Genomic DNA, 20,069 nt, shown 5'->3' on the forward strand with positions numbered 1-20,069 from the left:
GTGGTCATGGTTGGACGCAGGTTCCGCTTTGAGTCTCGCCCCGAGTCGGCGCAAGTCGGTCTACTCCACGAGGGTCGGGATCCACTGGCCAGGGGTTGTGCGTACTGCACGAAGGCCCCACCCACCCGCAGTACCCCCAACCCTCCTCCAGTAGCACCCCACCCTCGTGCAGTGCATCCAGACAAGGCCGGCAGCCGCCACAGTGACCGGGTCAGCCCCTCCAGCAGACTGAAGCAGCAGCTCTCCCCATCCGGCAGACGCACCCAACCGGTGTCTCAGATGTCATGACATCCGAAACTCTCAGAAGTCATGAGACAACACAGTAGCCTTAACCCTCGACCTCGGGGCATAAGGCACGACCGCGCGGGGCGAGGGGCCGGAGGGGCCGGGCGGCGAGGGGGAGGTCAGTGGCGCCAGGCGGTGCCGCGCGAGCGCAGATAGGTAGTGGCGCCGCGGGCGGCCATGAAGACCCACGCGAAGGCGATCCACAGCAGCACCAGGCCCGACGTCGCCCCGCCAGCCCCTGGCAGCACGCCGCCCCCGATGAGCAGCGCGAGCGGCACATAGGGCACCAGCGTCACCAGACCCGCCCGGGCCAGGTAGCGGCCGTCGCCGGCGCCCATGAGCACGCCGTCGAGCAGGAAGACGACCCCGGCGAGTGGCTGCGCGCTCGCCGCGACCAGGAGCGTTGGAGTCGCGGCCGCGATGACGCCTGCGTCGGCGGTGAAGGCGCGGGGCAGCCAGGCGGCGCCCGCCGCCATGAGTACGCCGATAAGGGCCCCCGTCCCGGCGCCCCAGGCCAGCATCCGCTTCAGGAGCTCGTCAATGGACCAGCCGTCGGTCGCCGCAGCAGCCCCCGCCTCCTCCTCGGTGAGGGCCTCAGCCTCCGGTGCGGCCGAGTCCGCGTCCGCCCTCTGGGCCTGGCCCAGGGCGGTGCCGATGAGGGCCTGCGCCGCCACGGCCAGCGCATCCAGCGCGAAGGCCGCGAAGGTCCACAGGGCGTTGACCACCTGGTGGGCGGCCAGCGACACCTCCCCGAGCGCGGTCGCCGCCCACACGGTCACCAGGATCGCCGCTCGCAGGCTCAGTGAACGGATGAGCAGGGGCGTCCCACTGCCCAGGGAGGCCCGCAGGCCCTGGCGGTGGGGGAGCAGACCCACGCCGGCCACCCGGGCAGCCCGGGCGATCGGACCGGCCAGCGCCAGCGCCATGGCCGTCTGCGCGATCGCGGTGCCGGCACCCGAGCCCGCGATCCCCATCCCGACGCCGTAGAGCAGGATCGCGTTGACGACGACGTTGAAGACCGCCCCGGCCGTGGCCACGACGAAGGGCGTGCGCGTGTCCAGCAGGCCGCGCAGCACGCCGGTGGCAGCCAGGACAACGAACATCCCGGGCAGTCCCGGGCACGAGGCGCGCAGGTAGGACACGGCCGCCTGAGCCACCGCGCCGTCGGCGCCCATCGCAGCGGTCAGCCAGGGGGCGGTCAGGCCCAGGAAGGCGCCCGCACCCAGCCCCAGCAGGAGCGCCAGCCACATGCCGTCGACGCCGGCCCGCAGGCCCTCGGTGCGCCGGCCGGCCCCGAACAGCCGCGCCGTCGTCGCTGTGGTGGCGTAGGCCAGGAAGACGAACAGGCCCACCGTCGTCGTCAGGATCGTCGAGGCCAGGGATAGGCCCGCCAGGCTCACCGCGCCGAGGTGGCCGACCATGGCCGAGTCCGCCAGAACGAAGAGCGGCTCAGCGATGAGAGCTCCCAGAGCGGGGACGGCCAGGGACAGGACCTGACGGTTGAGGCCGGAGGAGTCGGGGTGACTGGTGTTGGGCACGGCCCCATTGTGGACCAGGGGTCCACGCCGGAGGATCAGCGCCTCGGCGGTCCCCGGGCGGTACCGCGCAGTGAGGAGCGCGTGGCCGCCACCGCGGAGCGCTCGAGGGTAGGGCCGGGTGCCGGCTCCGAGCACGGAGGGAGACTGGCCGGGGAGGTCCTCACGGCCAGGTTGAGGATGAGGTTGAGGTGAGGTCGTGGCGGTGGAGCCTGGGCGTGACCGAGGCTACGGATCGCCGGGATTGTCCTGGGGGATCACACAACTATTCGAGCTCCAGGAAAGTACTAGAAGGCTGAATATTTGCTGAGGATATGCCTGATGAAGCCGATGTTCGGCCGAGATGGCGGGGGTTGGGGATAACTGGAACGGACCACCCTGTAGGGGAGTCACAAACGGTGCGGACCTCAAGTCGAAGATGATGTTTGTCCACAGGTTTACCCACTTGTCCACAGATCACATTGTGATGTCGTGGGAAGAACCTATAGGAAGCCTGAACTCTAGGATTCCTGGTATACCAAGGAAAAGTCGCCTTCCTGCGGGGGAGTTGCCGCCAGTGCGCACATCTGTGTCCACAGCCTGCCCACCTCTGTCCCCAGGCTCTGGGGGTCTTCCCACAGCGGTCGTGCCGATATCCCCAAGGCCGGTGAACTTGAGAGTTTGCGGGGCCTGCCCGATGGCGTTATCGTCACGCGCGCGCTCCACGCGGGCGAGCGTCTTCCTGACGCCGCGGGCCGTCGTCGGGAGCAGTAGGACGAGCCGGGACCAACCGGCGTGACAGTGCGGGAGGTGGCCGATGGACAACGGCATGGGCGCTCAGGCCGGCTCGGGCGGCGCCGACGGCGGAAGCGTCCGCACCGACAGCTCCGCCTTCGACCGCCTCCCGCCCCAGGACCTCGAGGCCGAGATGGCCACGCTCGGCGGCATGCTCCTGAGCAAGGAGGCCATCACCGACGTCATCGATGTCCTGCGCGGCCCGGAGTTCTACCGCTCGGCTCACGAGTCGATCTTCGACGCGATCGTCGAGGTCTACAACCGCTCCGAGCCCGCCGACCCGCTCATCGTCGCCGACGAGCTCTCCAAGCGCGGCGAGCTCGAGCGCATCGGCGGCGCCCCCTACCTGGCCACCCTCATGGCCACTGTCCCCACCGCCGCCAACGCCGGTTATTACGCCCGCATCGTCAAGGACAAGGCGCTCATGCGCGGCCTGGTCCAGGCCGGCACCCGCATCACCCAGCTCGGATACTCCACCGACGCCGGCGACATCGCCGAGCTCGTCACGCTGGCCGAGGCCGAGGTCTACTCGGTGGCTCACCACGAGGGGGAGAAGGAGGACTACGTCGCCGTCTCCGAGCTGCTGGGCGAGGCCAACCTGGAGATCGAGGCCGCCCAGAACCGCGACAACGGGGCGCTGACCGGGGTGCCGACCGGCTTCATCGAGCTCGATGAGCTCACCGGCGGGCTCCACCCCGGCCAGATGATTATCGTGGCGGCGCGCCCCGCCATGGGGAAGTCCACACTCGCCGTGGACTTCTGCCGCTCGGCGTCGATCCACCACGGGATCACCAGCTGCTACTTCTCCCTGGAGATGGGGCGCATGGAGCTCATGATGCGCATCCTGGCCGCCGAGTCCAGCGTGGACATGAACAAGCTGCGCGGCTCGCGCCAGATGGAGGACCGCGACTGGACCGACGTCGCCGTGGCCTACAACCCCGTTTCCAACGCGCCGCTGTTCATCGACGACTCGCCCAACCTCACCATGCCGGAGATCCGCTCCAAGGCGCTGCGCATGAAGCAGCAGCACAACCTGGGGCTCATGGTCATCGACTACCTCCAGCTCATGAGCTCGGGCAAGCGTGTCGAGTCGCGTCAGCAGGAGGTCTCCGAGTTCTCCCGCTCCCTCAAGCTGCTTGCCAAGGAGCTGGAGATCCCGGTGATCGCCGTCGCCCAGCTCAACCGCGGTCCCGAGCAGCGCACCGGCAACAAGCCCCAGATGAGCGACCTGCGCGAGTCCGGGTCACTGGAGCAGGATGCGGACATCATCGTGCTGCTGCACCGTCCGGAGTACTACAACAACGAGGAGCGCCCCGGCGAGGCCGACATCATCGTGGCCAAGCACCGTAACGGGCAGACCCGCACCATCCCCGTGGCCTTCCAGGGGCACGTCTCGCGCTTCGCCAACATGGCGCGCGACGTCACCCCCGAGCCCGCCTACGAGTAGGCCGGCCCGGCAGGGGACGGGGCCGGGAGGCGGACCGTGCGCAGCCGCAGGACGCCCACGGCCCAGCTCGCCGTGGTCAGCAGGACGGTCATGGCGACGCCGTGCGCCAGCCCGCGGTGAAGGTAGTCGGCGGTCTCGGGCCCCAGGTTCTCTACGACGACGCTCGCGAGCTCCCGGGTCGACCACAGCGGCAGCACTCGGGTCCAGCCCTCGGAAGGATCCACCAGTACCTGCACCGCCATGACTGACAGCAGCAGGAGCGCGCCTTCGAGGTCCCGTGGAACCAGGGCGGCGGCCAGGGAACCCAGGGGAGTGGCGACAGTCGCGGTCAGCAGCAGCATGACCGGTACTGCGCCGGGGTGGGTGAGCTCGTCGCCGATTGTGGCCAGGACGAGGCCGCTGTAGAGGAGGCCGAGGATCCAGCCGAGCCCGAGCACCGCGAGGTACCGGCCCAGCAGCAGGCTTGCGGGCCGAGCCCCGCTCACGGCGAGGCGGCGGTCCACTGAGCGGGACGAGACCTGTGTGAACAGCGCCAGAGTCGCCGTCGCCCAGCCCAGACCGATCGACAGGAGCCGGATCGCGGTCCAGTGCGTCTCCAGGCGCACCAGGTAGAAGGTCAGCGGCAGGAGGGTCGCCAGCGCGAGGGCGCCGCGCCGTCGGGCGAGCTCCCGCAGGGTGACGAGCGCGACCAGGCCCGTGGTCGCAGCCATCGGCCGGAACCGGGTGCCCTCGGTGCGGCCCCACTCGGACTCCGGTTTGGACTGGTCAGGCGAGGTGCTCATGCCGACTCCTTTCGCTGTACCCGCCGGGGCATTCGGAGGACAGTCCGGCTTGCGTCCTCCTGCGGGGCCGGCAGCTCGACGACCCGGTCGACCAGGTCGACGTCGCGCAGCAGGTGGGTGACCAGCAGGACGCCCGCGCCCGAGGTGCGCCAGGCCGAGATGAGGGCCCACAGATCCTCGTAGGCCAGAGCGTCAAGGCCTTGGTAGGGCTCATCCAGGAGGAGCAGGTCGGGCGCGTCGAGCTGGGCGAGAGCGACGTTGAGCTTCTGCTGGGTCCCGCCCGAGAGCGTCCCGGCGGGCTGGTCTCCGCGGGCGGTCCAGCCCAGGCGGGTGAGGAGACGGCGGCCGGTCGAGATGGAGCGGCCTTGCCGGATCCCGCGTGCCGCCCCGAAGAGCCGGAGGTGCTCGTCGACCGTCAGCAGCGGCGCCAGGGAGTCGAGCTGAGGCGCGTAGCCGAAGTTCGGCGTCCTCTCGATGCTCCCACCGCTTGCGCGCAGCAGGCCCGCGCAGAGCTGAAGCAGGGTCGACTTGCCGGCGCCGTTGGCCCCGACGACGGCGACGACCTCGCCCCGGTGGATGGTGAGGTTGACCCCGGACAGGACTGTGCGCCTGCCGCGGCGTGCGGAGACGTCCGTCAGGCGCAGGACCACGGGGGTTGCGGGCAGAGTCTTGGCAGATGCGGTGGTGAGGTCGGTGGTGCTGAGGTCAGCAGTGGCGTGGGGTAACGAGCTGTGCGGGGCTGGGGTGGGTGCGTCGGCCTGGTAGTCCCGCAGTGCAGAGGCGACCTCCCGGGCGTAGAGGACTGCAGGTCCGTACAGGTCGCCGGGCGGAACCCCGGCCGCCTCGGCCTCCGCCCGGGTTGAGGCGGCCGTGCGCTCGACCTCGGAGGACGGCAGACCGCGGGAGGCGAGCTCCACGGCGAAGCTTCGGTACCACTCGGCCGTCGTGTCCACCGCCGGGTCCTTGGTCTCCTCGGGCCGGCTCATGAGGGGGCCTCCGTGTGCACCTTCCGGCCTTCGATGAGAGCGCCGACCGCCGTGGAGAAGGTTCGCCACTCGGCCCGTCGTGCGACGAGCTCGGTGTGTCCGGCGTCCGTCAGCTCGTAGTACTTGCGGGCGGGCCCGGAGGTGGAGGGGCGCCAAGAGACCGCGACGAGACCGCGCTTCTCCAGGCGCATGAGAGCCGGGTAGAGCGTGCCGCCGGGTACCTCGTCCAGGCCGCCGGCGGCGAGCCGCTGTGCCAGGGACAGCCCGTAGTCGGCGTGCTCGGCCAGCAGCGAGAGCAGGCAGGGTTCCAGGAATCCGCGCAGGAGGCGCGACGCTGAAGAGTCCATGGTTTATAGACTACCTAGTTACTAGGTTGTCTATCTACTGGATTGGTGTGCCGGTTATCAGGGGTCGATGTGTCACGGATGGCGACTTTTAGGTGGGTCGGTGTTGTGTCGCGCTGGTGGGCCAGGGGCATCTGTACAGGTCAGGCCGGTGCGGATGGGTTGGCGGCCGTAGCTGGCCGCTTGAAAAGTCGCCAGGAGTGACAGAAATGGGCGTAGAAGACGCACATCCGCCGCCGACGGGCTGACAACCGTCGGCGGCGGATGGTGAAGCGGGAAGATCGATGAGGAACCGAGGGGCGCCTCAGTGGTGCGGCTCAGTCCTGCCGGTACTCACCCTGGTAGACGTAGAGGAAGGGCATGTTGCCGCGCAGGCCGTGCCGGATGGAGGAGGAGACGACCTCCTTGGCGGTGACGGCGGCCTCAAGCGGGGAGGCGCCCTTGGCGAGCTCGGCGGTCACCGCGGCGGCCAGGGTGCAGCCGGCGCCGTGGACGCGCTCGGTGCCCACGGCCTCAACCTCGAGGACCTCCAGGGTGGTGCCGTCGTAGAAGACGTCCAGCGCGGTGCCGGTGCCCAGCGACGGGCCGGCCTTGGCCAGGACATTGGGGACGCCCTGGTCGTGGATGCGCTTGGCGGCGTCCTTGAGCTGCTCGACGGAGGTGATCTCCTCCATGCCCGCCAGCGTGGCGGCCTCGAAGAGGTTCGGGGTGGTCATCGTGGCGCGCGGCAGGATCTTGGTGCGCAGGGAGTTATCTACCTCGAGGGCGCCCCCGAACTCCTGGCCCTTGCAGATGAGGACCGGGTCGAGCACCACGGTGGGGAAGTCGTAGGTCTCCAGGGCCTGCTCAACGACGTCGATGGTGGGCGCCGTCCCCAACATGCCGATCTTGACGGCGTCGACGCGCGAGTGGACGGCGGCGCAGGTCTCGATCTGGTCGGCGATGACGCCGGGGTCCACGGGGACGAAGCGGTGGTTCCAACCGTCCTTGGGGTCCATGGAGACGATGCAGGTCAGAGCCGTGCAGCCGAAGACGCCGAGGGTGTGGAAGGTCTTGAGGTCGGTCTGGGCGCCGGCGCCGCCCGAGGCCTCGGAGCCGGCGATGGTCAGGGCGATGGCAGTCATGGGTCAAGCCTGCACCGGCCGGGGCGCACGAGCCAAGCCGGGCCGGTCGCATGGAACCGGCCCGGCTCGGCGGGCGTGCTGTCAGCGGCTGTGGGCTCAGGCGTTGGCGATGGTCCAGCGGTGGCCGCGGTGCGCGTCCTTCTCGGCTTCGTCCACCAGGGCGACGGCGAAGTCGGCCACGGAGATCTCACTGCCCGCGGGCTGGTCGCCGCCCTCGGTGTAGGTGCCGGTGCGCGGCTTGTCGGTGAACTCCGGGGCGGGGGAGAGCAGGGTCCAGGTCAGGGCGCTGCCGGCCTCGCGGTAGAGGTCGAGGACCTCGGTGAAGGCGAGGGCCTCGGGCTTGTACTCCTCGGGGAACCCGGGGGTGTCCACCAGGCGGGTGCCGTCGGGGGTGAGCAGGGAGCCGGCGCCGCCGACGACGATGAGCCGGCCGGTGGGGGCAGCCGCGATGAGGGCGCGGTGGGCGTCAATGACGGGCTGGGCGGGCTCTCCGCGGCCGGCGGAGACGGTGATGACGGTGGCGTCGGAGCCGTTGACGAGGTCGACGACGGCCTGCGTGTCTGCCAGGGTGAGGGTGACGTCCTGCGCGGCTCCCTCCGCGTGACGGCCCGAGCGCGAGGCGGAGACGACCTCGTGGCCGCGGCCGGCGGCCTCGGTGACGGTGGCCGAGCCGACCATGCCGGTTCCTCCGATGACGGCGAGCTTCATGACTTCCTCCAGGTAGGGGTGCTGGTTTGAGGCGAGTGCGTCGGGTGACGGCGGCCTCGCGATGACTCGATGGTATGCTTTAGATACTGAGTACCTCAAAGTAACTAAGGGAGTGTGTTGTGTCACGAGCTGAGGGGCTGATGGCTGAGAGGCGGAAGGCGGCACAAGGTGGCGTTAGCAGTGCGAGGAGTGCCGTCACCGCTCGCGGCATCGACACCTCGAGTGTGGAGGGCGCGATGGAACTGCCGTCAGGCGAGTCAGGAGACACTGTTCCTCGGGAGAGCGCCCCATGCTGCGAGGTTCCAGCCGCGGAGGGAACTCAGGCGCCGGTCTTCGACTTCGACATCCTCTCGCCCGCCTGCCCGTCGCGCACGGTGCTGCGCCACGTCGTCGACCGCTGGACCCCGCTGGTGGTCACGGTCCTGGCCGACGGGCCGAGCCGCTTCGGGGAGCTGCGTGCTCGCGTCGGCGGGGTGACGCCCAAAGTCCTCACCCAGACGCTGCGATCCATGGAGCGCGACGGCCTGGTGACGCGCACCCAGCTGCCGGGTGTGCCACCACGGGTCGACTACGAGCTGACCGACCTGGGCCGCAGCCTCCAGGCCCCCATCGACGCGCTGCGCACCTGGATCCACACCCACTCCGCCCAGATCCTGGCCCACCGCGAGTCCTACGACGCCGTCGAATCCTGACACTCCGGCGCACTCGGGACGTGAGCGCGCTTGTTTCCGCGGCTGTTTCTGCGGCCGGGGACATCCTGCGCGGTCGGGTGCCTTCCCGGTCAGCCGGGGACGTGTCGCGCGTCCGGGGACAGGAATCCGGTCCCCGACGGCGTCGAATGCCCCCGCACGGAATGACGCGCCCCCGGCCGCGTGCGATGTCCCCGTCGGTGGTGGGCCCGCGAGTTCAGGTGGCCGACGCCGTGGGGACAGAAGGTGGGGCGGAGCCTGCTGTTGGTTGTTGGTGCCCGTCGGGGTCGAATGTGCGGCCGACTGCGTGACTGACCGCGCTGTGGGCTCAGGATGTGGGGCCGCACCCGACCGCGCCCGGCGGCGCCTGTTGGTGCCCGGCGGGGGGCCGACTGTGCGGCCGATCGCGCACCCGACCGTGCCGTCGCCTCGCCGATGGTCTCCCCGGCCGACGGGACGATGAGGAAATCAGTACCGCGTCGCCGCCGAATCGGGGACCATAGATCTATGAGCGCCGCCACGTCCCTCCCGCCATCCCTCGACGACATCGTCTTCCACGTCCTGGACCCGCTTGAGGCCGTGGAGCGGGACATCTTCCTCACGCGCGCCGAGGCCTGGTACCCCGACCTCCTCGACGGGCTCACCACCCTCTACGGCGACGCCGCCGAGGAGGAGGCACTCAACCTACTGGCCCTGGCCGCCCGGGCCTACGCGGAGCGCGACTACGAGCTGCGCCGCCTGGACCTGGCCCGCACCCTCGACCCCGCCTGGGCCCAGCACCCGGGCCGCGTCGGCTACGCCGCCTACACCGAGCGCTTCGCCGGCACCCTGCGCGGCGTGGAGGACCGCATCGACTACCTGCGCGAGCTGGGCGTCACCTACCTCCACCTCATGCCCCTGCTCACCCCGCGCCCCGGTGACTCCGACGGCGGCTACGCGGTCGCCGACTACCGCACCGTGCGCCCGGACCTGGGCACCATGGAGGACCTCGAGCACCTGGCCGGCGAGCTGCGCGCCGAGGGCATCTCCCTCGTGGTGGACCTCGTCCTCAACCACGTGGCCGCCGAGCACGAGTGGGCGGTGCGGGCCCGCGCCGGCGAGCAGCGCTACCGCGACTACTTCCTCATCTTCCCCGACCGCACGGAGCCCGACGCCTACGAGCGCAGCCTGCCAGAGGTCTTCCCCGACTTCGCCCCCGGCAACTTCACCTGGGACGACGGCGTGGGCGGCTGGGTGTGGACCACCTTCAACTCCTTCCAGTGGGACCTCAACTGGCGCAACCCCCACGTCATGGCCGAGTTCGCCGGCATCGTCCTGAACCTGGCCAACCGCGGCGTCGAGGTGCTGCGCCTGGACGCCATCGCCTTCACCATCAAGCGCAAGGGCACCGACTGCCAGGGCCAGCCCGAGGTCCACGCCATCGCCGAGGTCCTGCGCGCCCTGACCCGCATCGCCTGCCCCGCCGTCGACCTCAAGGCCGAGGCGATCGTCGCCCCCACCGAGCTCCTCCAGTACCTGGGCCAGGGCAAGTACACCGGCAAGGTCTCCGACCTGGCCTACCACAACTCCCTCATGGTCCAGATCTGGTCCATGCTCGCCGCGCGCGACACGACGCTGGCCGTCGAGGCCCTCCAGAATCTGCCGGTCGAGCCCTCCACCGCCACCTGGATCACCTACCTGCGCTGCCACGACGACATCGGCTGGGCCATCGACGACGACGACGCGGCCGCCGTGGGCCTGAGCGGCTACGACCACCGGTCCTTCCTGTCCGACTGGTACAGCGGCGAGTACCCCACCTCCGACGCCGCGGGCCTGGTCTTCCAGCACAACCCGGCCACCGGGGACCGGCGCATCGCCGGGACGGCCGCCTCACTCATCGGGATCGAGGCCGCCACCGAGGCCTGGGAGGGCGTCACCGACGAGACCCCCGAGCACAAGGCCGAGGCGCTGTGGACCTGGCGCGAGGAGCGGATCCACGCCCTGCGCATGGCCCACGCCATCGTCTACGGCTGGGGCGGCATCCCCGTCCTGTGGAGCGGGGACGAGCTCGCCCAGCCCAACGACCCCAACTGGGACACCGAGCCGGGCCACGAGGCCGACTCGCGCTGGGCCGGTCGCCCCCGACTCGACGAGGGCCGGCTGGCCAACCGCCGCGACCGCTCCACCGTCGAGGGGCGCGTCTTCACCGACCTGGCGCACATGGCGCAGGTGCGCGCCGGCCTGCCCCAGCTCGACGCCGTTGTGCGCACCCAGGTCCAGGACGTCGACGATCCCGGGGTGCTGGTGACCTACCGCGACCACCCTCGGGGCAGCTTCGTGGGCGTGTACAACGTGACGCCGCAGTGGCGCTCGGTGGCCGCCGACCAGCTCGCCCGGCTCGGGGTCATGGGAGCCACCGACGTCCTGACCGACACGGTCCCCTTCGGCTCCACCACGCTGGACGGGGCGGGGGAGGGGCGCGTGCCCGTGCCGCCCTACGCCGCCTGGTGGCTGGTGCGCCCCACGGACTGAGACGGACCAAGGTCCCGGCACGGAGTTGGGCCCCGGGCGGCGGGCATGCATCATTAAGGACGTGACCCGCCGCAGCCTCTCCACCTCGTCAAACGCCCCCGATTCCGCAGCCGCTTCTGCGACGACGGCGGTCACTGAGCCATCCGACGTCGCCCGGGAGACCGCGCTCGTCTCCGCAGCACTGGACTCGGCCACGCCCGCCGCCCTGCTGGCCGGGGCGATCGACGTCGAGCAGGCGCCCCGCCCGCTGAGCGTCTTCGACCTCATGCGCATCGGCATCGGCCCCTCCTCCTCCCACACCGTGGGCCCCATGCGGGCCGGCCGCGCCTTCAGCCGGGAGCTGGCCGAGGCGGTCCGCCCAGGCGGCGCGGGGGCGTCCGACGGCGAGTGCGCCTCATCGGTCCCCGGCGCCGGCCTGCCGCAGCCCAGCCGCGTCACCGTCGAGCTCTACGGCTCGCTGGGTGCCACCGGCCGCGGGCACGCCACCGACCGCGCCGCCGTCATGGGCCTGGCCGGCTACGAGCCCGAGACCGTCCCCGCCGTCGTGTGCGAGTCCCTCATGGAGGAGGTCGAGGCCGCCGGCGAGCTGGTGGTCGACGGCGTCGGCCCCATTCCCTTCAGCCCGAGCGCCGACATCCACTTCCTGCCCGGGCGGGTCCTGCCCTACCACGTTAACGGCATGACCCTGACCGCCTACTGCGCCAGTGGCGCCGAAATCCTGCGCCGCACCTACTACTCCGTGGGCGGCGGCTTCGTCATGGAGGACGTCGGTACCCCCGGGTCGCCGTCGATTCAGGCCCTGGCGACCGCCTCCGCGACCCAGGCCCACGCCACCCCGGCGCCCTTCCCCTTCACTACCTCGGCCGCGATGCTGGCGATCTGCGAGCGCGAGGGCCTGAGCGTGTCCGACGTCGTCTTGGCCAACGAGCTCTCCGCCCGCAGCCGGGAGGAGGTCATCGCCTACCTGGACCGGCTGCGCGCCACGATGCGCGCCTGCATCGAGGCCGGCATGAACGCTGAGGGCATCCTGCCGGGCGGGCTCGGCGTGCGCCGACGTGCCAAGGCCCTCCATGAGCGGCTGTGCGCCCAGTCGACCGGTCCGGGTGCCGCCTTCACCATGGCTGATCCCCTGCGCGGCATGGACTGGGTGGACCTGTTCGCGCTCGCGGTCAACGAGGAGAACGCCGCCGGGCGCCGCGTCGTCACCGCCCCCACCAACGGTGCGGCTGGCATCGTCCCGGCGGTCCTGGCCTACTACGAGCGCTTCATTCCCGGGGCCGACGACGACGGCGCCCGCCGCTTCCTGCTGGCGGCGACGGCCGTGGGCGGGCTCATCAAGACCAACGCCTCCATCGCGGGAGCCGAGGTCGGCTGCCAGGGGGAGGTCGGCTCGGCCTCCTCGATGGCGGCCGCCGGCCTGGCCGAGGCCCTGGGCGGGACGCCCGCCCAGGTCGAGAACGCCGCCGAGATCGCCATGGAGCACAACCTGGGGCTCACCTGCGACCCGGTGGGCGGGCTGGTCCAGATCCCCTGCATCGAGCGCAACGCGGTGGCCGCCGTCAAGGCCATCAACGCCGCCCGCATGGCCCTGTGGGGCGAGGGCCGGCACGCCGTCAGCCTCGACACCGTCATCGAGACGATGCGCCAGACCGGCGAGGACATGCTCGCCAAGTACAAGGAGACCTCCCGCGGCGGCCTGGCCGTCAACGTCGTGGAGTGTTGAACCACCTCGACACTGGTCACTGAAAATGCGCACTCCAGGATGTGGACTTGAGTACTCTATACGAGTCCCGCGCGTTGGTGAGGTCACCTGCTTGATCTCAATCTTCCGTCGAGTCGCTTGACGATCAACGGCGATGCGAGGAAGATAACGGAGTGCTTACGGTGACGTAGGCTAACCCTGGACTATCCCCTACGGACGAGACTCACAACATGAACAGGTCCCAATCCTCTGACGCCGTATCCACGGTAGGTTCTGAGAACGTCACAGACTTCATGCTTGCCCCGGGGGAAACCTCGGTTTACGGCCAGCGATTCATTGTGTCGCTCCTCTTCCCCTTCCTTAAAGCGGAAATGATGTGCTCGAGCTCGAGGTTCGTGTACAAGGTGCCGAACACTCTTTTTGGCATCATTCCTATCGGGTCTGAAGAGAACACTTTCCCCATCAGTGCGATTTCAGCGGTGACGGCGTCCGGCCGATTCAAGTTCGGGCGCGCGTTCTTGGCTCTGGTATTCCTGATCTTCGGTTTTGCCTTCATGGATGGCTACCCTGTTCGCGGAGCTATTCTCCTTCTGCTTTCTGTTGTCTTTGCGTTGACGTCCTATTCGACGGCGCTTGTGGTGACCAACCATGCCGGGGGTTCCTTCGGCCTGGAGATCTCGTTCATCGAGTCCCGCAAGCTCCGGGCGTTCACGGTTGAGCTGCAGAATCGCGTGTTCGCGGACTGGGAGGCCACGCGTCACGGCGAGGCTCAGGAGATTCGTATGCAGACTCTCGCCATGCAGCAGATGCAGCTCGCTCAGATGCAGCAGGCTCAGATGCAGCAGCAGCTGCAGCCGCAACAGGGCGGGCAGCTGCCTCAGGGGCAGCCCCAGATGCTGCCGCAGCCCCAGCCCCAGCAGAGTGGGCAGCTGCCTCAGGGGCAGCCCCAGACGCAGTTCCTGCAGAGCCAGCCCGGCTACACGGAGCAGGTCCCGCAACAAGGGCAGATGCCTCCCGTTCCGCCGCCCAGTCCTGATCAGGGCCAGTGAGGATCCCTTCTTGCTGACACGAGGTGGGGGCCGCAGCGTTGCGCTGCGGCTCCCACCTCAGTGTCCAGTCCGGGTCAGCTGCTCTGGGCGGTACTGGACGTGCTGTTCGACTGACTGTTCTGGTTGCCGGACTGCTGCCCGCCACCGGACTGCTGGCCCTGGCCCCCGCCGCCCTGACCGCCCTGACCGCCCTGGCCTCCCTGACCACCGGCGCCACCACCCATGGGGCCGCCCATGCCGGCCGACAGCGCCGAGGCCGTCCCCGTGGCCGAGCCGCCCGATGACGTCGCCACCGTGTACTGCTGGCCCTCAGTGAGGCCCAGCACCGTGATCGCCTCAGCCGTGAAGTCCACCTTGAGCGAGGCCACCTGAGACCCGGAAGCATCCGTGACAGTCAGCGTGTCCCCCGCGCTCACCGACGGCGAGCCCGTGACCCCCACGAACTGGCTTTCACCGTTGGCGTCCACCGCGCCGTCCATCGCGCCGGCCTGTCCCGAGACCACTACGATCCCGCCCTTGACGTAGGCCGAGCCATTGGAGTCGATACCGTCGGAGGAGGCGTAGGAGACCTCCACCTCGCCGCCGCTGATCGTCAGCACCGAGCCGTCGTCGGACTCGGAATCGGCGTTCTCGTGCCCCTCGATGACGTGGTCGCCGTTGGAGGCGTTGATGCCGTCGTCGCCCGCCGCGATGGACAGCTCCCCTCCGGCCACGTTGATGAACGCCGCCTGCAGCCCCTCATCGGCCGCATTGACAGTGACCTTCCCGGAGTCCTGCGTGTAGCTCACCCCGGCGTTGATGCCCTTGGGTGAAGGCGTCGAGGAGTCCGCCGTCGACTCCTGCCCGGGCGGGGCCTGCTCCTCAACGGTGGCGTTCGCCTGGCCGCCGCCGGCCGTGATCGTCAGGGTCGTGTCCTTGACGGTGACGTCCGTGGTCGCCGAGATCGCGTCGTCGGTGGAGGTCAGCGTGATGCTCGCCTTGCCCAGGGAGATGAAGCCCTTCGTCTCATCGTCGCCCTCACTGGACTTCAGGGCGTCGCCCCCGGCCTCGACCGTCAGCGTCCCGGACTCCACCACCAGGTAGTCCTTGCCGCGCAGCCCGTCGTCGGCGGCCTTGACCTTGATGGTGGCGTTACCGGTGATGATGAGGCCGTTCTTGGAGGAGATGCCGTCCTTGTAGGAGCCGGTCACGTCCAGCTGGCCGGCCCCGGTGACGGTGAGCGTGTCGGAGGAGAACAGGGCGGCGGTGGCCTCCTGCCCCGAGGCGTAGCTCGCGCCGTCGGTCAGCGTGTTCTTGGAGTCCTTGGCCAGGACCACGATCGCGTTGCCGGCGTCCTGGATGTCGATGGCCGGCCCGTCCGAGCTCGTGATGCTCGCGCCCTTGAGGACTAGGCGCACGTCCGCCTTGGGGGCGTTGACGACGATCCGCCCGTTGCTGAGCTCGCCGCTGATGACGTAGGTGCCGCCGCCGCTGATGGTGACGGTGCCCCCATCGACCTTCACGTTGCTCGACGCCGACCCACTGGCCGAGGCCGACGATCCCGACAGCGTGATCGTGGTGGCCGACGACGTGTCCGGGGTCCCGGCGTCGTCCGCGGAGCTCGAGGCGTCCTCCACCGAGGCGTTCGCCCCCAGGATGTCGGAGACGCTTGCGCCGGTCGACGCCGTGGCCACCGACGAGGAGATCGTCGTCCACGTCGTATCCGACTCACTCGAGCTCGAGGCACTGGCATTGCCGGAGGCCGAGGAGGTCGAGCAGCCGGCCGCCAGGGCGATCGCGGCCAGGAACGCGACGGCTCCGGTCGCACGACGGCGGAGTCGGTGGAGGGGCGTGGTCGTCGTCTTGGTGGTCTTCATGGTGTCTGGGCCTCTTCTTCTCGGGTTCTTCTCGGGTCCGGTATCGGATCGTGGGTGGTCTAGGGGTGGTGCTCAGGCGGCGCTCAGGCGGCGCGGGTGGCGCCGATGCTCTCCAGGTTGGAGCGGTCGGTGCCGAACAGGTCGGCGAGCTCGTGGGTCAGGGTCCGGTACCACCGGTTGGCGGGCAGCTCGGGGTGGAGCAGCGCCATGCCGGTGGCGTACTTCGAGATGCGGGCGGGGCGGTGTCCGGCGTCCCACAGGGCCCGGTCCGCAGGTGAGGGCGTGGCCGGGTTCTTCGTCTCGACGACGGCGACGCCCGCTACCGCCACCGGCTCGCCGTCGACGATGGCCGCGGTCAGGTGGGCCGGGCGCAGGGCCTGCGGCGCCCCGGCGACTCCGGCGGTCCTCGTGCGGACCCCCGGTGTCAGGCGCCGCCAGGTCAGGGACGTGTCGATGGTGGCCCGGGCCTCGGCGCGCGGCAGGTGCAAGGTGGTGCGCTCATAGGTGGTGGCCAGCACCGGCCGCAGCACGGCGGCGACATCCCGGGCCGCAGCCGGCCCGGTGACCCCCGTGCTCGCCAGGCAGGCGGCCACAAAGGCACGACCCGAGCCGGTCAGGCGGGAGGCATCGTCGGGGTGGTATCCCATGCGCCGCTTGACGGTGGTGCCGCGCGCGCCGCGGGTCTTGACCTCCAGGAAGCACAGGCCGGAATCCAGGTAGGTGCGGGTGCGCACCTTGAAGCGTCGACGCCGCTTGCGGGCCGTGAGCATGAAGGCCTCCAGCCCCGGGGTGTCGAAGTAGGTCGAGGCGTAGGAGAAGCGGCGCCGCCCGTCGATATTCAGGACCCGGGCCTCCGAGCTGAGGCCACCCACGAGCTCCTGCGCACGCTCCAGCGGCACCAGGTACTTGCGGTCCACCCGGGTGAGCAGGCCCGCGGCGTCGTTGAGCTCGGCGAGACTGATCGGGGCCAGGTGGTCGGCGTTCAGGGAGCCCGACGTCGGAGCCAGAGGCCCCGCGAAGGAAGCTGCCGGGGAGGTGCTCACGGTTGCCGTTGAGATCGTCGTTGAGGTTGTCGTCGTGGTCATCATCGGGGTCCTTGTCTGTCCTTGTCTGGCCTGTCGGCTTCGTCCGGGTCAGCGGTCAGCGCGAGGCCACGGCGGCGGGCGAGGCCACCTGACTGCTGGAGCGGGTGACGTACTGGGCGGCCGGCGCCACGGTGAGGGACTGGGCCTCGACGGGCTCGGGGCGGGAGCCGGCCTGCGCGGCGTTCAGGCGCGTGCCGCTCCAGGGCTGGGCGGTCTGCGCCTCGCGGGCGACGAGGCCGGTCGGCTCGGCGGCCGGCTGCGTGGCGGGGGCGATGTCGTCGAAGGCCGTGGCGGTCTCGAGCTCAGCGGGGGTGTGACGCGGCACCCGGAAGCGGACGTCAACGGTGGTGGTGTCGTCGACCAGGTCGAGGCGCTGGACCTCCACCGAGCGGACCTGCCCGCCCAGGGTGCGCTCCAGGTGCGCGATGAGAGCGGTCTCGTTGGTGATGGCGTGGTCGAGGACGATCACCTGGTGACGGTTGCGGCGCATGAGCGCGGGGTGGTCGCCGATCCACAGGGCGGCGACGACGGTGCCCATGAGGGCCGCCACCATCCCGATCGGTGCGGTCTGGATCCCGCCGAGCAGGCCCAGGGCCAGGGCCGCGAAGAAGTAGGCGACCTCGTGCTGGGCCAGCTCGGTGGAGCGCAGGCGGATGATGGACAGGACGCCGAAGAGCCCCAGGCCCAGGCCGGCCGCGACGCTCGCTGTCGACAGCAGCAGGGTGACGGCCAGAACGCCCACGTTGACGCCGATGTAGGCGGCCATGAGGTCCTTGCGTGCGTGGCGGGGGGCGTAGAGGGCCCCGACCAGGACGGCGAGGGCGATCAGGTCGGCGGCGATGTAGGTCAGGGTGGTCAGGCTCATCGGGAGGCTCCTGTCGGGTCAATCGGACCGGTGACGGGGCCTGACCGCGGGGTGGGCAGCAGGGGAGCGCCCTCAGCGCGCCGCGGCGTTGTGCGGCTCCGTCCGGTGACAAACAGTCAACGGGCGCATTCCATGAGCGCGCTGTGAACAGGGCATGGGGGAGGCATGACTTGCCGCGCCGCGGCGTAAGGCGGCCAACAGCGCCCCCACAGACGGGCGGTGCCCGGGACCTGTGGAGGCGCTGGTTGGGGTGGGTTGGAAGCGTGAGGGCTGCTGCTCAGGCCGCGAGCTGGCGCGACTGGGCCTGACGCCAGTAGCGCCCCAGATCCCGCTTGATGGTGCGGTTCCACCGGTTGGTGGGCAGGTTCGCGTACAGCAGCGCCATACCGGTGGCGTACTTCGAGATGCGGGCCGGCCGGTGCCCCTGATGCCACAGGAGGCGGTCCGTGGGGGAGGCCGTGGAGGGGTTCTTCGTCTCGACGACGTTGAGGTGATCGACCATGACGCCCTGCCCCAGGCGCTTCCCGTCGGGGCCGAACAGGTCCCAAGTGAGCTGGGTGTCGAAGGTGGCGCGGGCCTCGTCGTGGGGCAGGTGCAGGGTGGTGCGGCTGTAGGTGGAGTCCATGACCGGGACGAGGGCATCGGCGATCGTGCGCGCCTCGTCCGAGGAGCAGGTGCCGGACTCCACGAGGCGCTCGATGACGAACAGGCGACCGTCGGGTGTGACGCGGTCGGCGTCGTCGGGATCGTACTTGAAGCGGTCCTTGACCGTGGCCTCGCGCGACCCGTTGGTCTTGACCTCCAGGAAGCACAGGCCGGAGTCCAGATAGGTGCGGGTGCGGATCTTGTAACGCCGACGGCGCTTGCGGGCCGCCAGGAAGTAGGCGTCCAGGCCGGGGGTGTCGAAGTAGGTCGAGGCGTAACGGAAGTGTCGCAGGCCGTCGATCTGGAGGACCTGCGCTCGCGGGGCCAGGTGGCTGATGACGTGCTGGGTGTCGCCCGGGGGAACCAGGTACTTGCGGTCCATGCGGGTCAGGAGACTCGCCTCGGAGTTGAGCTCGGCGAGGGAGATCGTGTTGATGTCGTCGGTGTTCAGCACGGTGCAGTCCTTTCCGGGATCGGGAGTCGCGAGGTGGGGGAACCGATGCTGCTGGGTGGCAGCGGTGGAGGAGGGGCGGCGGCAGTGGCTGCGTGGTGGGTGCGGTGGACGCTATGGGTGCGCGATGTCCTCGAGGCGACGATGCAGTCCCGATGCGGGGCACCGCCGGTGGGGGCGGGCCGGCGCGGTCAGTTGTAGCGGGGCTGGACCATGGACGGAGGGTTGTTCACCTGAGCGTGCTGCGGGGAGGCGGAGGCGTGTTGCTGGCGGTGACCGGTGATCCAGTCGTACCGAGGCGGGGCAGTGGCTGCTCTCGCGGCGCTGTCGGCCACGGGGGTCTCGGGCCAGAGCTGCTGACCGGCGGGCTGAACCTGAGCGGCGGCCTGAACGGGGGCCTGAGGCTGAGCCTCCCGGACCAGATGGGGCCCCTGCGGCGTCTCCTCCTGCTGCAGCTGGGCGGCCGGCGGCTGAGCCGGTGTGGCCGTACGGGACCGGGGACGCAGCCGGTAGTGGACCTCCACGATGGTGGTGTCGTTGACCAGGTCCAGGCTCTTGAGGTCCACGCTGCGCACCTGGGCGCCGAGCAGGTCCTCGAGTTCGGTGATGAGCTCGTTCTCGTTGCTGATGGCCCGGTCAAGGGTGACGACCTGGTTGCGGTTGCGGCGCAAGAGCGCCGGGTGGTCGCCCACCCACAGGGAGGCGAGGATGAGGAGCATGAGGATGGCGACGATGGTGAGGTGGCTGATGTGCTTGCCCTTGATGCCACCGAGCAGGCCCAGGGCCAGGGCCGCGAAGAAATAGGCCACCTCCCCCTGGGCCAGGGAGGAGGAGCGCAGGCGGATGATGGACAGGACGCCGAAGAGTCCCAGGCCCAGGCCGGCTCCGACGCTGTCGCTCGTTGACAGCAGCAGGGTGACGGCCAGGACGCCGACGTTGACGCCGATGTAGGCGGCTACGAGGTCGCGGCGGCCGTGACGTGGAATGTAGAGGGCTCCGACCAGGAGCGCGATGGCCACCAGATCGGAGCCGATGTAGGCCAGTGTCAATGGTAGATCTTGCAACACCTGCTGCATGAGGATGTCCTTGGGGGAGATGGGTTGGGAACCGTATTATTACGTTAACATAACGATAGGTTGGTTTGTATAAATCGCGCTAGTGCGCGAGCCCCTTGTGTGGTGTGAGGCTGCATACTCTCGGAGCAGCCTTCCTCGTTGTCACGGTTATCACC

The 20,069-nt window shown here is 70.0% G+C and carries 16 protein-coding genes; 5 read left to right on the forward strand and 11 right to left on the reverse strand.

The window, feature by feature from the left end; translation table 11 throughout:
• Nucleotides 1-404: 404 nt before the first annotated feature.
• Entirely contained in the window at nucleotides 405-1,823 is a 1,419-nt protein-coding gene (locus tag HMPREF9058_RS08370; RefSeq protein WP_009406739.1) for an MATE family efflux transporter, read from the reverse strand.
• Nucleotides 1,824-2,616: 793 nt separating this feature from the next.
• Here HMPREF9058_RS08370 and dnaB point away from each other — a divergent pair.
• The gene (dnaB, locus tag HMPREF9058_RS08375; protein WP_009406849.1) at nucleotides 2,617-4,041 is read left to right on the forward strand and encodes a replicative DNA helicase; all 1,425 of its coding nucleotides are present in this window, start codon (nucleotides 2,617-2,619) and stop codon (nucleotides 4,039-4,041) included.
• Here dnaB and HMPREF9058_RS08380 read toward each other — a convergent pair.
• The 5 genes from HMPREF9058_RS08380 to HMPREF9058_RS08400 all read right to left on the reverse strand — a co-directional run bounded on the left by HMPREF9058_RS08380 (nucleotide 4,032) and on the right by HMPREF9058_RS08400 (nucleotide 7,985).
• Entirely contained in the window at nucleotides 4,032-4,823 is a 792-nt protein-coding gene (locus HMPREF9058_RS08380) for a hypothetical protein (RefSeq protein ID WP_009406860.1), read from the reverse strand. The genes dnaB and HMPREF9058_RS08380 overlap by 10 nt on opposite strands.
• Entirely contained in the window at nucleotides 4,820-5,809 is a 990-nt protein-coding gene (locus HMPREF9058_RS08385) for an ATP-binding cassette domain-containing protein (RefSeq protein ID WP_009406906.1), read from the reverse strand. Before HMPREF9058_RS08385 ends, HMPREF9058_RS08380 begins: the two co-directional genes overlap by 4 nt.
• Complete coding sequence (locus HMPREF9058_RS08390; protein WP_009406840.1) at nucleotides 5,806-6,156, reverse strand: PadR family transcriptional regulator; 351 nt, start codon at nucleotides 6,154-6,156, stop codon at nucleotides 5,806-5,808. Before HMPREF9058_RS08390 ends, HMPREF9058_RS08385 begins: the two co-directional genes overlap by 4 nt.
• Nucleotides 6,157-6,470: 314 nt before the next feature.
• Complete coding sequence (thiD, locus tag HMPREF9058_RS08395) at nucleotides 6,471-7,277, reverse strand: bifunctional hydroxymethylpyrimidine kinase/phosphomethylpyrimidine kinase (RefSeq protein ID WP_009406925.1); 807 nt, start codon at nucleotides 7,275-7,277, stop codon at nucleotides 6,471-6,473.
• Nucleotides 7,278-7,373: 96 nt separating this feature from the next.
• Entirely contained in the window at nucleotides 7,374-7,985 is a 612-nt protein-coding gene (locus HMPREF9058_RS08400; protein WP_009406833.1) for an NAD(P)-dependent oxidoreductase, read from the reverse strand.
• A gap of 236 nt (nucleotides 7,986-8,221) precedes the next feature.
• Between HMPREF9058_RS08400 and HMPREF9058_RS08405 the strand changes: the two genes are divergently transcribed.
• The 4 genes from HMPREF9058_RS08405 (at nucleotide 8,222) to HMPREF9058_RS08420 (ending at nucleotide 13,936) form a co-directional block, all read left to right on the forward strand.
• Nucleotides 8,222-8,677 (forward strand): helix-turn-helix domain-containing protein, encoded by a 456-nt coding sequence (locus HMPREF9058_RS08405; protein WP_009406922.1) that lies wholly within the window; start codon nucleotides 8,222-8,224, stop codon nucleotides 8,675-8,677.
• A gap of 504 nt (nucleotides 8,678-9,181) precedes the next feature.
• Complete coding sequence (locus tag HMPREF9058_RS08410; RefSeq protein ID WP_009406929.1) at nucleotides 9,182-11,185, forward strand: alpha-amylase family protein; 2,004 nt, start codon at nucleotides 9,182-9,184, stop codon at nucleotides 11,183-11,185.
• A 61-nt stretch (nucleotides 11,186-11,246) separates the two neighbouring features.
• Nucleotides 11,247-12,908, forward strand: a complete 1,662-nt coding sequence (locus HMPREF9058_RS08415) for an L-serine ammonia-lyase (RefSeq protein ID WP_009406737.1) — start codon at nucleotides 11,247-11,249, stop codon at nucleotides 12,906-12,908.
• Nucleotides 12,909-13,117: 209 nt separating this feature from the next.
• Nucleotides 13,118-13,936 (forward strand): hypothetical protein, encoded by an 819-nt coding sequence (locus HMPREF9058_RS08420; protein WP_009406857.1) that lies wholly within the window; start codon nucleotides 13,118-13,120, stop codon nucleotides 13,934-13,936.
• Between the two features lie 74 nt (nucleotides 13,937-14,010).
• Here the strand turns inward: HMPREF9058_RS08420 and HMPREF9058_RS08425 are convergent, their stop codons facing one another.
• The 5 genes from HMPREF9058_RS08425 to HMPREF9058_RS08445 all read right to left on the reverse strand — a co-directional run bounded on the left by HMPREF9058_RS08425 (nucleotide 14,011) and on the right by HMPREF9058_RS08445 (nucleotide 19,914).
• Nucleotides 14,011-15,792, reverse strand: coding sequence for a carbohydrate-binding domain-containing protein (locus tag HMPREF9058_RS08425; protein WP_009406746.1), 1,782 nt, complete (start codon nucleotides 15,790-15,792; stop codon nucleotides 14,011-14,013).
• Nucleotides 15,793-15,875: 83 nt separating this feature from the next.
• Complete coding sequence (locus HMPREF9058_RS08430) at nucleotides 15,876-16,880, reverse strand: polyphosphate polymerase domain-containing protein (protein WP_009406910.1); 1,005 nt, start codon at nucleotides 16,878-16,880, stop codon at nucleotides 15,876-15,878.
• 52 nt (nucleotides 16,881-16,932) lie between these two features.
• Entirely contained in the window at nucleotides 16,933-17,742 is an 810-nt protein-coding gene (locus HMPREF9058_RS08435; RefSeq protein WP_009406792.1) for a DUF4956 domain-containing protein, read from the reverse strand.
• 277 nt (nucleotides 17,743-18,019) lie between these two features.
• Nucleotides 18,020-18,841: a polyphosphate polymerase domain-containing protein gene (locus tag HMPREF9058_RS08440; protein WP_009406932.1), complete on the reverse strand. Its 822-nt coding sequence runs from the start codon at nucleotides 18,839-18,841 to the stop codon at nucleotides 18,020-18,022.
• Between the two features lie 188 nt (nucleotides 18,842-19,029).
• Complete coding sequence (locus HMPREF9058_RS08445) at nucleotides 19,030-19,914, reverse strand: DUF4956 domain-containing protein (protein ID WP_009406858.1); 885 nt, start codon at nucleotides 19,912-19,914, stop codon at nucleotides 19,030-19,032.
• Nucleotides 19,915-20,069: the final 155 nt, after the last annotated feature.

Origin of the sequence: Actinomyces sp. oral taxon 175 str. F0384, assembly GCF_000223355.1 — a bacterium.
GTDB lineage: Bacteria > Actinomycetota > Actinomycetes > Actinomycetales > Actinomycetaceae > Actinomyces > Actinomyces oris.